General features: G+C 34.0%; 16 protein-coding genes, 1 tRNA gene and 1 pseudogene. 15 read left to right on the top strand and 3 right to left on the bottom strand.

The features are described 5' to 3' along the window. The first annotated feature begins 2 nt into the window (after nucleotides 1–2). From P5P89_RS14605 to P5P89_RS14540, 14 genes and pseudogenes are all read left to right on the top strand, one after another. A complete protein-coding gene (locus P5P89_RS14605) occupies nucleotides 3–344 on the top strand; it encodes a tetratricopeptide repeat protein (RefSeq protein WP_278008999.1) in 342 nt (113 codons plus the stop codon). A 24-nt stretch (nucleotides 345–368) separates the two neighbouring features. Then, entirely contained in the window at nucleotides 369–815 is a 447-nt protein-coding gene (locus P5P89_RS14600; RefSeq protein WP_278008998.1) for a GNAT family N-acetyltransferase, read from the top strand. A gap of 3 nt (nucleotides 816–818) precedes the next feature. Next, a complete protein-coding gene (locus P5P89_RS14595; RefSeq protein WP_278008997.1) occupies nucleotides 819–2432 on the top strand; it encodes a glycoside hydrolase family 3 protein in 1614 nt (537 codons plus the stop codon). A gap of 125 nt (nucleotides 2433–2557) precedes the next feature. Beyond that, entirely contained in the window at nucleotides 2558–3196 is a 639-nt protein-coding gene (locus P5P89_RS14590) for a peroxiredoxin (RefSeq protein WP_053471125.1), read from the top strand. A gap of 160 nt (nucleotides 3197–3356) precedes the next feature. Continuing rightward, nucleotides 3357–3665 carry a thioredoxin family protein gene (locus P5P89_RS14585; RefSeq protein WP_278008996.1) on the top strand — a complete coding sequence of 103 codons (309 nt, stop codon included), beginning with the start codon at nucleotides 3357–3359 and terminating at the stop codon, nucleotides 3663–3665. 83 nt (nucleotides 3666–3748) lie between these two features. Next, nucleotides 3749–4006, top strand: coding sequence for a DUF6952 family protein (locus P5P89_RS14580; protein ID WP_008462029.1), 258 nt, complete (start codon nucleotides 3749–3751; stop codon nucleotides 4004–4006). Nucleotides 4007–4448: 442 nt separating this feature from the next. After that, nucleotides 4449–4946: a thiol peroxidase gene (gene tpx / locus P5P89_RS14575; RefSeq protein WP_223683070.1), complete on the top strand. Its 498-nt coding sequence runs from the start codon at nucleotides 4449–4451 to the stop codon at nucleotides 4944–4946. Between the two features lie 9 nt (nucleotides 4947–4955). After that, complete coding sequence (locus tag P5P89_RS14570; protein WP_278008995.1) at nucleotides 4956–5330, top strand: diacylglycerol kinase; 375 nt, start codon at nucleotides 4956–4958, stop codon at nucleotides 5328–5330. Between the two features lie 20 nt (nucleotides 5331–5350). After that, on the top strand, nucleotides 5351–7804 hold the full coding sequence (locus P5P89_RS14565; protein ID WP_278008994.1) for a DNA translocase FtsK: 2454 nt from the start codon (nucleotides 5351–5353) through the stop codon (nucleotides 7802–7804). 49 nt (nucleotides 7805–7853) lie between these two features. Then, entirely contained in the window at nucleotides 7854–8501 is a 648-nt protein-coding gene (gene lolA1 / locus P5P89_RS14560) for an outer membrane lipoprotein periplasmic chaperone LolA1 (RefSeq protein ID WP_479724216.1), read from the top strand. A gap of 8 nt (nucleotides 8502–8509) precedes the next feature. Further along, nucleotides 8510–9963 (top strand): annotated as a pseudogene (locus P5P89_RS14555) (LptF/LptG family permease). Between the two features lie 2 nt (nucleotides 9964–9965). Further along, nucleotides 9966–11096 (top strand): 3,4-dihydroxy-2-butanone-4-phosphate synthase, encoded by a 1131-nt coding sequence (ribB, locus tag P5P89_RS14550; protein ID WP_278008991.1) that lies wholly within the window; start codon nucleotides 9966–9968, stop codon nucleotides 11094–11096. 1 nt (nucleotide 11097) lies between these two features. Beyond that, nucleotides 11098–11496 carry an acyl-CoA thioesterase gene (locus P5P89_RS14545; RefSeq protein WP_223683064.1) on the top strand — a complete coding sequence of 133 codons (399 nt, stop codon included), beginning with the start codon at nucleotides 11098–11100 and terminating at the stop codon, nucleotides 11494–11496. Nucleotides 11497–11647: 151 nt separating this feature from the next. After that, nucleotides 11648–11732 (top strand) — tRNA-Ser (locus tag P5P89_RS14540). 436 nt (nucleotides 11733–12168) lie between these two features. Here the strand turns inward: P5P89_RS14540 and P5P89_RS14535 are convergent. After that, nucleotides 12169–12858 (bottom strand): hypothetical protein, encoded by a 690-nt coding sequence (locus P5P89_RS14535; protein WP_278008988.1) that lies wholly within the window; start codon nucleotides 12856–12858, stop codon nucleotides 12169–12171. Nucleotides 12859–13504: 646 nt separating this feature from the next. Here P5P89_RS14535 and P5P89_RS14530 point away from each other — a divergent pair. Next, nucleotides 13505–13762 carry a helix-turn-helix domain-containing protein gene (locus P5P89_RS14530; protein ID WP_278008986.1) on the top strand — a complete coding sequence of 86 codons (258 nt, stop codon included), beginning with the start codon at nucleotides 13505–13507 and terminating at the stop codon, nucleotides 13760–13762. Nucleotides 13763–13915: 153 nt separating this feature from the next. Here P5P89_RS14530 and P5P89_RS14525 read toward each other — a convergent pair whose 3' ends face one another. Both P5P89_RS14525 and P5P89_RS14520 read right to left on the bottom strand, forming a co-directional pair. Next, nucleotides 13916–15058, bottom strand: coding sequence for a hypothetical protein (locus tag P5P89_RS14525; protein ID WP_278008985.1), 1143 nt, complete (start codon nucleotides 15056–15058; stop codon nucleotides 13916–13918). Continuing rightward, the gene (locus P5P89_RS14520; RefSeq protein WP_278008983.1) at nucleotides 15018–15626 is read right to left on the bottom strand and encodes a hypothetical protein; all 609 of its coding nucleotides are present in this window, start codon (nucleotides 15624–15626) and stop codon (nucleotides 15018–15020) included. The genes P5P89_RS14525 and P5P89_RS14520 overlap by 41 nt, the downstream gene beginning before the upstream one ends. Nucleotides 15627–15775 lie beyond the last annotated feature (149 nt).

The raw sequence follows: 15775 nt of genomic DNA, 5'->3' as shown, positions 1-15775 counted from the left end.
CTATGGAAATTAATGAAAATTTGCAGGCCGAACGCAACCTGAAAGGAGCTGAGTTCGAAAAAACCGGAAATCTTGAAAAAGCAATTGCATTGTACGAAGAAAATGTTGCAGAAAGCTTTAAAGGAAACCATCCTTACGACAGGCTGGCTAATATTTACAAAAACCAACTGGATCTCGATAATGAAATTCGCGTTTTAGAAAAAGCAATTGTCGTTTATGAAGAAATCACACTTGAGGACCGATTGGAAGGACTTCCAAAGTTATTTCGTTTTAAAAACCGACTGGAAAAAGCAATTGAAACCAAAAAGCAATTGGCTAAGCAAAAAAAGACAAAATTGAAATAAAAATACTTTTTGAGTACTTAAATCATGACTTTAAAAAGAACAAACTCAGACGATATCGACTTTATAAATCTGGTTGCTTTATTAGATCAGGATTTAGCAATTAGAGATGGTGAAGATCATGCGTTTTACAATCAGTATAATAAAACGGATAAAATAAAACACACAATCGTTTACTATGAGGACGGAATTCCGGTTGGCTGTGGCGCTTTCCGCGAAAAAGAACCCGGCACAACCGAGATTAAAAGAATGTATGTGCATCCGGATCATCGAAAAAAAGGAATCGCATCGGCGATTCTAAAAGAATTGGAAATCTGGGCAAAAGAAGTTGGTTATAACTATACGATTCTTGAAACCGGAAAAAACCAGCCCGAAGCCATCAACTTATATCAAAAATTAAATTATACCATAATACCCAATTATCCGCCTTACGAAAAAATGGATAATAGTGTCTGCATGAAAAAGACTTTATAATTAATGAAACTGACAGCCGAAGCATTACGACAAAGAATAGGACAATTTTTCTTCCCAGCCGTTTTTATCAACGATACGGAAGAAAATATTCAGGAAACAGAACGCCTTATAAGAGACTATAATATTGGCGGACTGACCTTTTTCCACAGTCGTGCAAGCGCTGCAACGAATTACGAAAGCAAACAGAAAATTATTTTTAACGATGACAGCTACGAAAAAATCAAAGCGCTGATTGTACGTTATCAAAAAGCAGCTTCTACCCCACTTTTAATCAGCATTGATGCGGAATGGGGTCTGGCCATGCGTATCGAAAAAACACCGCAATATCCATATGCCATTACGCTTGGTGCTCTGCCTGAAAACCAATCAAGTTTAGTTTATGAAGTTGGAAAACAAATCGGTTTAGATTTAAAAGCAGCCGGCATTCATTATAATTTAGCACCTTTGGCAGACATCAATAACAACCCAAATAATCCGGTTATTGGGTATCGTTCTTTTGGAGAAAACAAAGAAAAAGTAGCCTGTTTTGCGGTTGAATATCTAAATGGAATGTCGGAAGTTGGTATTTTAGGATGTCTGAAACACTTTCCCGGACACGGAAATACGAATGTCGATTCGCATTTAGGATTGCCTGTTTTAAAGGAAACTTTAGAAGAATTATTAGAAAATGAATTATATCCGTTCATTAAAGGAATTGAAAATAATGTCGATTCGATAATGATTGGACATTTGGCTGTTCCGAGTTTAAATGACGGGAAAGATACTTCGGCAACTTTATCAAAACCGATTATTCAGGATCTTTTGCGTGAGAAATTAGGTTATAACGGTTTAGTAATTTCTGATGCATTAAACATGCATAGCGTTTCTAAATTGTATGAGACAAAAGGCCAGCTGGAATGGGAAGCTTTCAACGCCGGAAACGATGTTTTATGCTTCGCCGAAAATGTGCCTGAAGGAATTGAAGCCATCTTTAAAAACGCTTCTCCAGACCGTATTTTTGAAAGCTATGAAAGAATTAGAAAAGCCAAAGAAAAAGTGGGATTATTTTCGAATGAAACTTTTACTTCAGGCGAATTGAATTTCGAAAATGCTTCTAAATTAAATCTTGAAATCGCTCAAAACGCCATTACCAAAATCATTGATAACGGAATTTCTAATTTAGTTATTGAAGCTCATAAAAACAACACATTAGCAAAACTAAGTTTATATAAGAATACCGAAAACACATTTTTCAAAACTTTAAATACAACATTACCTTCTCCGGAATTTGCTTTTGAAAGTTTAGAGGATTCTGACATTTCTTCAATAAAAAAACATTTAGAAAACTTCGAAACCATTATCATTTCATTATTTGTTCCGAAAGCAAAACCAGCGAATAATTTTGAAATTGATAATGAAGTTTTAGAATTGCTTTCTGATTTGCTTCAAACCAAAAAATGCATCGTGTATGTTTTCGGAAATCCATACGTTTTACCCATAATTCCGAATCTTAAAAAAGCTTTCGGATTAATTCAGGTGTATCAGGAATTTGAGGAATTTCAAAAAACAGCAGGTATTCAATTTTTAGAAAAAAATACTCTCAATGGAATTTTACCTGTAAATATTGATATTCAATAAGTTAAAATACAAAATAACCAAAACTTATCAACTTATAAATTTTTATAATCACATCTTATTGTAAGGACCAGTACTTATACCCTACTTTTGCACCAGAAATAAATTTTAATTTTAAAACGAAAAATATGTCTTTAGTAGGAAAAAAATTCCCAAGTATTGCAGTAGATGCTATCTCAGAAATGGGTGATAACTTAAAAATCAACATCTTTGAAGAAGCAGTAAATAACAACAAAAAAGTACTATTATTCTGGTATCCAAAAGATTTTACTTTTGTATGTCCAACTGAATTACACGCCTTTCAAGCTGCATTGCCAGAATTCGAAAAAAGAAATACTATCGTAATCGGAGCTTCTTGCGACACAAACGAAGTACACTTTGCCTGGTTAAACACTCCAAAAAACAATGGTGGAATCGAAGGTGTTACTTACCCAATCTTAGCAGATACTAACCGTAACTTAGCTAATATTTTAGGAATTCTTGACATCGAATCTACAAGCTACAGCGAAGATACTGATTCAGTTATCATCGAAGGTTCAAATGTAACTTACAGAGCAACTTATCTAATTGACGAGACTGGAAAAATCTTCCACGAAAGTGTAAACGATATGCCATTAGGACGTAACGTAAACGAATACTTAAGAATGGTTGACGCTTACACACACATCCAGACTAAAGGTGAAGTTTGTCCTGCAAACTGGGAAGCTGGTAAAGAAGCAATGTCTGCTGACAGAGTTAGTACTGCTGAATACTTAAGCGCAAACTAAGAAATAAAAATTCAAATTTTTAAAATTCCAAATTCCAATTGGGATTTGGAATTTTTCTCTCTCAAAAAATCAATAATATTTCAAAATTTAGATTTTTCTAAGTTCAATCGAAAGATTTGGAATTTGGAATTTATAAACTTGGAATTTAAATACAGAAAATATGTTAATCGACTTAAACGAAGATACGTTAGCAGATTTAGTTGCTAAAGACGAAAAAGTAGTAGTACAATATTCAGCTTCATGGTGTGGGAATTGCCGTATTATGAAACCAAAATTCAAAAAATTAGCAACAGAAAATGAAGCTATCACTTTTGTTTTGGTTGATGCAGAAAATGCTCCTGAATCAAGAAAACTAGCCAATGTAAGCAACCTGCCTACTTTCGCTACTTTCGTAAACGGACAATTAGTTGGCGAAACCCAAACCAACAAACAAGAAGTTTTGATCGATCTTGTAAACGCAATTGCTTAAATCGATCTTTAGATTTTTAGACTGTTAGATTTTTCGAATCTTATCTAAAAATCCAATCATCCAGCAATCTAAAAATCTAGAAAATGAAATTACCAGTAATAAAACATTTAACACAATTCATCGAAGAAAACGATCAGGATTATATCATCGAAACGATTGAGGTCCTAGAAGCGATGACTGAAATTCCTTCTCTAAAAGACGAAGAATTAGACGTAATCGGCGAATTGATTTCAAATATGTATGGTGCTCTTGAAGTACAAAAATTAGTTGCTCAGGGAACTGATAAAAAAGAAGCTTTAAATACGTTCATGAAACGTGTTTTAGGATCTATCGATAAATAATCGAGCCTGCTTTTCAAAGAAAACAAAATCACAACAAAGAAAAGCGTTTCAATTTGGAGACGCTTTTTTTATGCCTAAAATATACTTTGGGCGAGCCAACATCCCGATAAAAAGGGTAACTCACTTTGCGGTCATGCCCTTTTTATCAGGATGCTGCCGGGCTGTCTGCGCTACTTCGGTAGCCTGCTCCCATCCCTCTCGCGGGTGAACGGCTTCAATAACAATCCAAAATTCCAGCTTTTATTCCTACTTTCAAAATCATACAATATTATCTAAAAACAAAAGTTATCATTGAATAATTTTAGCAAAAATAAAAAGACTGACTGGTGAATTCACACCTATTAAAAAACCCTTCTTAATCTATCCTTAAACGTATAATAAATACTTTTAGATTCAAATTTTAATCCTTACTTTTGAACCTCATTTAATTTAAAACAAAAACATGGCTTCAATAACTTTAGGAGGAAATCCGGTTCATACATCAGGCGAATTGCCGGCAGTTGGTTCACAATTAGCTGATTTCAAATTAGTACAAAATGATTTATCAGTAGCTTCATTAAGCAACTTTGCTGGTAAAAAATTAGTTTTAAACATCTTCCCAAGTGTTGATACAGGAACTTGTGCTACTTCTGTTAGGAAATTCAACGAAAGTGCCGGTAATTTAGATAACACAACTGTTTTGTGTATTTCAAGAGATTTGCCTTTTGCTCAAAAACGTTTTTGTGGCGCTGAAGGTTTAGAAAATGTAATAAATTTATCCGATTTTCAGGATGGTTCTTTTGGAAAAACAAATGGTTTAGACATCATTGACGGACCTTTAAAAGGTTTACTTTCAAGAGCTATCATTGTAGTGGACGAGAACGGAAAGGTCGTTCATACTGAACAAGTTGCTGAAATCGCAAACGAACCAAATTACGAAGCTGCTTTAGCAGCATTATAATCCAATTAAATGGAATTTCAAAAAGATAATACTTTTGTTAAAGGCCGACTTAAAAGCGTAACATACGCTTTTAAGGGCGCTTTAAAACTGATAACTACCGAGCATAGTGTCATGGTACAATTTTCACTTGGGATACTAATGACTATTGGCGGTTTTTATTTTGATATTTCCCATGAGGAGTGGCTTTTTCAGATTTTCGCAATTGGTCTTGTGCTTAGTGTAGAAGGACTGAACACAGCCGTAGAAAAAGTTGCCGATTTTATTCACCCAAGTTATCACGAGAAAATCGGATTTATTAAAGATATTGCTGCCGGAGCAGTATTTTTTGCCGCAATGACAGCAATAGCAATAGGCTTGATTATTTATATACCAAAATTTATATAGGCAAAACAGGATACGCAGGAATGGCAAAAACAAAAAAAGAAACTTTAGACAAAAAAAGCGAATCAAAAAACGAAACTAAAAGATCCTGGAAGTTATCCAAACAACAAAAAATTGTTTTTGGATGTCTTTTGGTATTATTTTCCATTGCATTACTAGTTGCATTTGTTTCTTTTTACATCAACGGCCAATGGCAGACAGATCAAAGTGCTGTTAGTCATTTGGATGACCGTACTGAAGTGGTGCAAAACTGGCTCGGAAAATTCGGTGCCTACCTTGCCGATTTAATCGTATATAAGGGTTTCGGAATAGCTTCATTTGTTTTTGTACGTTTATTTTTCCTTACCGGAATGTTTCTGGCATTGGAACTTTCAATCAATAAACTCAAAAACACCTGGTTTTGGGATTTATTTGCTATTATAATTGTTTCAATACTTTTTGGTTTTTTTGCCACATCAGCTCCCGAATTAGGAGGAACAATTGGGTATGAACTTAATTTATTCCTTCAGGACTATATAGGAAAAACAGGCACTTTACTCACGCTGCTTTTCGGATTAATTGTTTATTTGATTTTCAAAATAAAAGTATCCCCTGATAAAATTCAGTCTTATTTTGATTCTACTAAAAATGAATTAAAATCAGAATTAAAAGCTGTAAAAACCGCTCAGCAAGAACCTGAAAGTGCTTATAACCTGGAAGAATTTGCTATTGAGGAAGAAGATCCTGAATTGGACAATATCCACCTTAAAACCGTTGACTCTCAATTCGAAATCAACAAAGAAGCTTTAAAACCAACTATATCCCACGCATCAGAAATTGATTTAAATCCAATTTTAAAGCCGGTTGAAATGAATATAAATCCGGTAACAGAAACACCTGTTCAGCATAACGAAGAGTTTGTTATTGAAAAAGCTGAAGAAGAGGATATTATCGAAGAAAATCTAGCTTCTCGTTTGGTTGCTGATTTCGGTTTATTTGATCCTACTTTGGATTTATCCAATTATAAATTCCCAACGATCGATTTATTAAAAGAATACTCGACTGGGGGAATTACCATTAATCAGGAAGAATTAGAAGAAAATAAAAATAAAATTGTAGATACACTTCGTAACTACAAAATTGAAATTGCACAGATAAAAGCAACCGTTGGACCATCGGTAACTTTATACGAAATTGTACCGGAAGCCGGAATCAGAATTTCTAAAATTAAGAGTTTAGAAGATGATATCGCTTTATCTTTATCAGCATTAGGAATTCGTATTATTGCGCCAATTCCAGGAAAAGGAACTATTGGTATCGAAGTCCCTAACAAGACTCCTACTATGGTCTCCATGAAAAGCGTTATCGGATCAGCTAAATTTCAGGAAGCTGAAATGGAACTTCCAATTGCGCTGGGTAAAACAATCTCAAATGAAACTTTTGTTGTCGATTTAGCTAAAATGCCACACCTTTTGATGGCTGGTGCTACAGGACAAGGAAAATCAGTTGGATTAAACGCCGTTTTAACTTCGCTTTTATACAAAAAACATCCTGCTGAAGTAAAATTTGTTCTGGTCGATCCGAAAAAAGTTGAACTTACGCTTTTCAATAAAATTGAAAGACATTATTTAGCCAAACTTCCGGATACAGAAGATGCCATTATTACAGACAATGCAAAAGTGGTCAACACGTTAAATTCACTTTGTACCGAAATGGACAACCGTTATTCTTTATTAAAAGATGCGATGGTTCGTAACATTAAAGAATACAATGAAAAATTCAAATCCAGAAAATTAAATCCGGAAGCAGGTCACCGATTCCTGCCTTATATTGTTTTAGTAGTAGATGAGTTCGCCGATTTGATTATGACTGCAGGTAAAGAGGTCGAAATTCCTATTGCGCGTCTGGCCCAGTTAGCACGTGCGATTGGTATTCACTTAATTATTGCGACACAGAGACCTTCTGTAAACGTTATTACTGGTCTGATTAAAGCGAATTTCCCTGCCAGAATTGCTTTCAGGGTTACTTCAAAAATTGACTCAAGAACCATTCTGGACACACAAGGAGCTGATCAGTTAATTGGACGTGGAGATTTATTATACTCCAATGGAAATGATGTGATTCGTGTTCAGTGTGCCTTCATTGATACTCCTGAGGTCGAAAAAATAACAGATTTTATTGGCTCACAAAAAGCATACGCCACAGCTTATTTGCTTCCTGAGTTTGTTGGAGAGGAAACTGGCATCAATCTTGATATGGATATTTCTGAAAGAGATACTTTATTTAGAGAAGCAGCGGAAATTATTGTCAATGCACAACAAGGTTCAGCTTCATTATTACAAAGAAAACTAAAATTAGGCTACAACAGGGCAGGCCGTTTAATCGATCAGCTGGAAGCAGCCGGAATTGTTGGCCCTTTTGAAGGCAGTAAAGCCCGTAATGTAAATATCCTAGATTTAAGTGCTCTTGATCAATTTTTTAATAATGAACAAAATTAACATCATGAAAATTAAAATTCAGGAAATCACAAACAATTCTATTATGAAAATGAGTAAAAAGTATCTGCAAGTAGCCATTTTATTGCTTTTGAGTATTACTTCTGTTCAGGCTCAGGATAAAAAAGCCAAGGATTTATTGAACCAGGTAACCGCCAAAATTAAAAGCTATAATAATATTTCTATCGATTTTAAATATTCCTTAAATAATTCAAAAGAAAACATCAATCAGGACAGCAAAGGAAATGTGATCATGAAAGGCAATCAATATGTATTGAATTTCATGGGGGTTACTAAAATATTTGACGGCCAAAAAACATACACAATTGTACCTGAAGATGAAGAGGTTACCATTTCTAAAGTAAACGAAAAGGATGACAATGCGATTACCCCTTCAAAAATGCTCACTTTTTTTAATTCCGGATACAAGTACACTATGGATATTGTACAAAATGTCAAAGGAAGAAAAATTCAATATATTAAATTAGTACCCACCAGCGGAAAAGACCAAAGGAAGGAAATTCTTTTAGGCATTGATGCTCAGACAAAACACATTTATAATTTGATTGAGACAGGAAAAAACGGAACAAAAACAACTTTAACCGTTAATTCTTTTAAAACCAATCAGCCTTTATCAAAAAATCAATTTACCTTTGTAGCGAGTAAATATCCAAAGTACTACATCAATAAATTAGATTAATTACAAGGTTGAAAATTTTAGACAAATACTTACTAAAAACATTCCTGATTACATTTACTACGGTATTTGTAATCCTTTTTTTTATATTCATTCTTCAAACAGTCTGGCTTTTTATTTCTGAACTTGCCGGTAAAGATTTGGATTTGATATTAATTGTAAAATTCCTTCTCTTCTCAATGCCGAGAATTATTCCGCTTGTTTTGCCTTTATCGGTTTTATTAGCTTCGATAATGACTTTTGGTAATTTGGCTGAAAACTATGAATTTGCCGCAATGAAATCTTCAGGCATTTCTCTTCAGCGCGCGATGAGAGTGCTGATTATTTTCATTTTCTTATTAAGTATTGTGGCCTTTTGGTTTTCTAACAATGTAATTCCGTATGCCGAATATAAGTTTGTTAATTTCCGAAAAAACATTGCTCAGGCTAAACCCGCAATGGCAATTGCAGAAGGTCAATTTAATGATGTTGGTTTTTATAACATTAAAGTAAATAAAAAATCAGGAGAAAACGGCAATCTTTTAACCGGAGTTACCATTCATGAGAAACCTTCAAATATGGGGGAAAACAAAACAGTAATAAAAGCCAAAAACGGAGAATTAATAAGCAGTGAAAAATCCAGTATTTTACAATTAGTACTTAAAGATGGTTATTATTATCAGGATGTTACTCCAAAAAAGTACGAAGACAGGGCTAAATTGCCTTTTATAAAAGGAGCTTTCAAAAAGCAGATTATCAATATTGACCTGTCTGAATTAAACAAAACCGATACTGAAAACGAAAACATCAACAGCACGAGCAGCATGCTGAATGTTAACGAATTGCGTTACACACTCGACTCTCTAAATAAAAGCAGGGATAATGAAGTTGTATCGTTTACCGAAAACATAAATCAACGGGTCGGACTATCCAAATTTGCTACAGTTTCAAAAGTAAAAGATAAAAAAAATCATTACCTGACAACCTCTTATCTCTTTACGACACTAAGCAAAAAAAGGCGATTTTAGATATGGCAAGCAGTAATGTCACGAGTACTATCTATTCTATTGAATCCACTCAAAAAGAATTAAAAGACAAGCAACGCGATATAAACAAACACATAACAGCCCTTTATGAGAAATTTGTTATTGCTTTTGCCTGCTTTTTAATGTTTTTTATAGGGGCGCCTTTAGGGGCAATTATTAGAAAAGGAGGACTTGGTTTGCCAATCGTTTTTGCAGTCTTAATTTTTATTACATTCCATTTCATCAATACCTTTGGAAAAAGGCTTTCGCAAGAAGGAGGCATGAGTCCTTTTATGGGAGCATGGATGTCGTCGTTTATATTATCCCCTTTAGCTATTTTATTGACTTATCGGGCCACAAATGATAATGGCTTAGTCAACTTTGATGCGATTACGACACCTGTCCAACAACTATTTCAGAAAATTTCCGAGCGTTTTTTCCCCGCTCAAAACAATAAATAATTATGTCAACAAAAATACAATTAAATACCATTGAGGAAGCTATAGAAGATATTCGTCAGGGTAAAGTCATCATTGTTGTCGATGATGAAGATCGTGAAAACGAAGGTGATTTTTTGGCTGCAGCCGAGAAAACAACTCCTGAAATGATCAACTTTATGGCTACTCACGGACGTGGCTTAATTTGCACCCCTCTTACCGAAAGCCGTTGTAAAGAACTAGATTTACGACCAATGGTAACTAACAATACAGATCATATGGAAACTGCTTTTACCGTTTCAATTGATTTAAAAGGCAATGGAGTTACTACAGGGATTTCAGCATCAGACAGGGCAAAAACAGTTTTATCGTTAGTAGACCCCAATACGAAACCACATGAATTAGCCCGTCCAGGACATATTTTCCCTTTAGTTGCCAAGCAAGGAGGCGTTCTAAGAAGAACAGGACATACAGAAGCAGCTATAGATTTTGCAAGATTAGCCGGTTTTAAATCTGCAGGTGTTATTTGTGAAATTCTAAACGAAGACGGAACAATGGCACGTTTGCCGCAATTGGTTGAAGTGGCTAAAAAATTCAATTTAAAATTAGTTTCTATTGAGGATCTGGTAGCATACAGAATGCAGCACGACAGCCTGATTGTTAAAAAAGAAGATTTTGATATCGAAACCCGTTTTGGAACCTTCAGACTGAGAGCTTACGAGCAGACTACCAATAAACAAATACACATTGCCCTGACTAAAGGAACATGGAATTTAGGTGAATCCATTTTAACGCGTATTCATTCCTCTCAGGTTAATAACGACTTGCTTGGTACTTTAACCAACAATGTCGATCAGCAATTAGATGATATGTTTAAGATCATCAATGAAGATGGAAAAGGAGCTGTTGTTTTTATTAATCAGGACATGACTGCTGTCAATCTTTTAAACCGTATTTCGGAATTAAAAGCTTTACAGGCAGAAGGCACCATGAAAGCGCCAAAAGTAGTTATTGATACAAAAGATTACGGAATAGGAGCTCAAATTTTGCACGATCTCGATATTTCCAAAATCAGATTAGTTTCTAATACCCAGCAAACCAAACGTGTTGGTATGATCGGTTACGGATTAGAAATTACAGAATATGTAAACTATTAATATGGGAACTTTAGAAGAAAGAATTATAAAATCCGAAACCCGTATTTTTAAAGCTGTTTTTCCGAGTACGACCAATCATTATGATACCTTATTTGGAGGGACGGCACTTCATCTCATGGATGAAGTTGCTTTTATTTGTGCTACAAGATTCAGCAGAAAAAAAGTGGTAACCATTTCAACCGGTCAAATTGATTTTAAAAAAGCAATACCGGCCGGAACTTTAATCGAATTAGTTGCAAAAGTAATCAGTGTAGGAAGAACAAGCTGTAAAATTCATGTTGATATTTTCATGGAACAGATGTATTCTGAACTTCGCGAAACGGTAGTTTCAGGAACTTTTTCATTTGTTGCGGTTGATGAAAACAAAAAACCAACACCGATTTTAGACGATTTAGAATAATCTTTAAAAAATTTACACTTTCATAAATACTGATAATTAGACACTTGAAAATCGATCCAAAAAAGTTTTAAAAAAACTTCCAAAAAAGTTTTGAGAACCGAAAAAGCGTCTTATATTTGCACTCGCAATCAGCAAATGAGAGCAACATACTGGAGAAATGGCAGAGCGGTCGAATGCGGCAGTCTTGAAAACTGTTGACTGTAACAGGTCCGGGGGTTCGAATCCCTCTTTCTCCGCGGAAGTCTTTTAAAAGCCCCTATTCAATAGGGGCTTTTTTGTTGTTGATAATTTATTCTATTTTTTCTACTACTTGTATTATTTACAACTTCAATTATGATTTGGCTACTTATGTCCTTTTGTGAAATTATTAATAACTCCTCATCTAACAAACTGTGTTCAGCACCCTGTAGTCTAATTTTGAAAGATTTCTTAATAATATGTTCTTTATTGTCCTGCTTCAGGCAATGGATACGCATACATAACGCAGGTTCATTTTAAATATACTGATTATTATCCCTCTGATCATTGTTAACAGTATAATAGCATTAGAAAACTGATTACATATTAGCTTTAAGAAACATTTTATGCAGATATAAAACAAGCCTAAAGAAGTGACTTGTTTTATTCTGTATTGTCTCAGGTTAATTAAGAAGAAACCGTTTCTAATTAATTTTAGATCAAACGATCCAGTAATGCGATTAGGGTAATTAGCGGTGCCTGATTAGGGTTAAAAAAAGAATGGCCTTTTTTATTTGCCACTGAAGTCTCCCAGTCCCTGTCTTTTCTACCTGATTCCGCATATAAGGCATAATTGGAAATTACCGCAACGTTTACTATGATTTCCTTATCCTTATCTGTCAATACAGTATTTTCTTTTACTAATGCTTCATAAGAAGCAAGAAAATCGCTGATTTTCTTATAGTCCTGTCCTGATACATCAATCAAATTTTCTATCAACTCTATCAGACTTCTCTTAACTTCTTTATTTATTGATGATTTTTCTAATATATGAACCAACTTTTCATTTGGATTCAGCATAATACTTTTAATGTATTCTGGATTGACTTCTGTAGTCACTAACTCCTGCCCCTTATTTTTCCAATTATCTGAAATATACTTTACCTGATCTGTTAATTCCTGAATGGAGTTTGGGGTACCGTAGTTTTTGGTGTATTCATTTGTGAGACTATAAAATAATTTACCTTTTAGTTCAGAGGAATCTGATATACCCGCTGTATTAATTACACTTTCGATTTCAATATACTTACGATTTTGAACTGTCTGCTCATTTTCAGATACGGTTTCCTTATCACATGAAATGAGTCCAAGAATTGTCATAAGGGTTACTAGATTTTTTTTCATTTTGATTGTTTATAAATTAATTAAAAATTATTTCTCTGTTCATTTTACCCCGGCCAGCAGAACTTTAATAAGCACGATGCATAACTATTTTGCATTTGAATTCAAAACAAATCTATTGGCTGAGCTAATCTGCGGCACCCCATTGCTTATGTGTTTTAACAGATTGTTACATGGATCCCATTAAAATCCACACCTCTTTTTTAATCCTTTTGTCACTATGCTGATCCTTTCCCTTATACTTGAAATACCTTCCTACGACTACACAGAATCCCTTAAAAAATAAATTAATCAGCTATTAAAATTACTTACTGAAATCACCAAACCCTATGAGCCAAAAATATCTGTTATTGGCATTCCTATCGATAGTACAAGTTCTTATCTGATCAAAAAAATATCTCTAAACTACCTGATTCTCTAATGGGAAAGAATTGGCGCATTTCATTCCGTCTTATATATTCTCAAAAATAATAAAAAAAAGATTACAAAAAAAAGCAAAAATTACTTCCTCTCAGCTTAGCTATATTGCCCCGGAGACCGTTGCCCTTATTTTAAAACAACTGGAAAAATTTGAACAGGAAAAAAATTCCTTGCCAAAGACCTGAAGCTGTCTACGCTCGCAGCTGCCTGTAACTCTAACACGACTTATTTGTCTCAGATTATTTCCCATCACAAAGGCAAAGGCTTTAATGACTATATCAACGACCTGAAAATCGATTATATCATTACCTTGCTGAAAGAAGACCGAAAGATCCGGAATTATACCAATACTGCCTTAGCAGAAGAAGCGGGCTTTAGTACTACGCAACGCTTTGTTCATGCTTTTAAAGCCAATACCAAAATGCCTCCTTCTTATTTTATCGAAGAGCTTAAAAATGGGATGTATAAAACTAGTGAAGAAATTTAAAAGCATAAAATGCCTCAAATAGCTAAACACTATTTGCGCCACGAGCGTTAGGAACCCTTCGGAGAACAGGAGAAGGAAACATTTGCATAGTTTGAAAAAACACTTCGGGGAGCCGGGGTAGCGTTAGAATAGAACACTTCGTAGATCGGAGTTTTATAGTCTTACCAAGCAAATTGGGAGTGCACAGGGTAATCCGCATTTTATGCAGATTTTAGCACCCGTTCCATTACACTCGCCTATGAATTTTGTCAGGTTGAGAGCATTTTTTAAAGTCAGGTTAGAAGTTTGGTTTAAAAGTAGGATCTTGTTCTTTTTAAGAAACAAGTTATACTCTTTTACATTGCTCTTGTTTTCATGAAACAAGAATAACTTGCTATAGTCTTCACGTTCTTTGTTTTTAATTGCTTCCTCAAAATCTATTTCAGTTTCGCAGTCAAATCCTTTTGACTGTACGTAGTCCACTGCTTCTTTTTCATTTTCAATAAATATTCCTTCATCTAGTGCTCTCTCTTTCAATCTTTCAATAATTACATTTTTCTCAGGAATTTCAATTTCAAGAGAGTTGATTTTATTTTTAATATCTCTTTGTAATTGGGTGTTTTCGGCAATCATCTTTTGATTATTATAAAATTCAGTATTCGTTTCCTTAAAACTATTTACATCGGCAATGGAAATATGGTAACATTTAGCTTTGGTCACAAAAGTTTCTTTGGCTTTTTTATAATTTGTCTTAATTGAATTGAGAACACTAATTGCTTTTTCTGTTACTGTTTTTTTATAATCTTCTGAAAGAATGGTAGTAAAAACTTTCTTTAAAGTTTTATGAGCTCCAATGTCGAAGTCATTAAATACTTCACTTAGAGATGCGTCAATTCCATAATCAAATAAATATCCTAAAATCTTTTCTAATTTCTTTTCAAAAACTGTAGTAACCGTAGTTTCTTCTCTAACGATATTTTTAACCTCTCCCAGAATTGTTTCTCCAGTTTCTTTATTCCATCTGCTTTTATTACCCATGTAATGTGCATAGTTCGAGTAAGCAGAACTGGAATTGAAATTTGTTTTATAAAAACTGTTGAAATAAGATGAAGGTGATTTTGGCCCTCTGTTTGGATGTGGTACGTTATTTGCCGCCGTTGAATTTTCTAATGTTGCGTTATTTTCTATTTCAGCATGATGCTTTGCAAGTTCAGATTGTAGTTTAATTTTGAGAGATGATTCAATCTGTAAGTTGTTCGTTATTTCGGTAAGAGAATCAAAATCTGTTAATCTGCTCCTTGTAAAGATTATCTTCATATTTTAAACTATCCTTCAAATCATTAAACTCAATTCCAACAACTAAATCTTTATAAATACTATCGTGAATTGCAACTATCTCTGTTTGAAGTTCTGAAAGTTGCTTGGACTTATCCGCAGTTGTCTTACCTGTTTGAGCTCCAAAAAAAGAAATGTTAGCTAATAGGGAAAGATAAATGAGTGTCTGACTGAAGTACTTTTTAAATTTCTTTGTTGAATCTTCTCTGTCGTATAGAAACGGTATGAGAACGCAAATGATTCCATAAAAAAGAAAGATTATAGCCTTGTTGTCTTGAAGAAACTTAACAACAGGAATTACTTCAATAAATATTAGAAGTTTTTGAATTTTACCGAAAGTGATTTTGGATTGTTCATAGAATAACTTTCTTGAAATCCAGAATTCCAGTACTGTCCATATGAAAGCAAAAATTAAATATGGTTTTAGAAAAGTTGTAAACCCGTCCAGAATATTCAGTCGCTTCTTTATGGGTTTTGCTTCTTCATCTTTTAAAATTAAGAAGTCCTTTTCTTTGTAGCAAAATAAGTATTTGAAAGTTGTTTTTATCAACCTCGTTCCTCTGAAAAAAGATTGAAAAAAATGCTTGAAGTAATTATTGAAAACATTTTCTCCGTTGGGGTTATTGTAAACCTTTGGTTGTATTTCCCAAATGATATGAACATTGAATAAAGAAAGAATAAAGTAAATCAACATCCCGA

Source organism: Flavobacterium gyeonganense, from assembly GCF_029625295.1.
GTDB lineage: Bacteria > Bacteroidota > Bacteroidia > Flavobacteriales > Flavobacteriaceae > Flavobacterium > Flavobacterium gyeonganense.
This window is presented reverse-complemented; position numbering and strand designations above follow the sequence as displayed.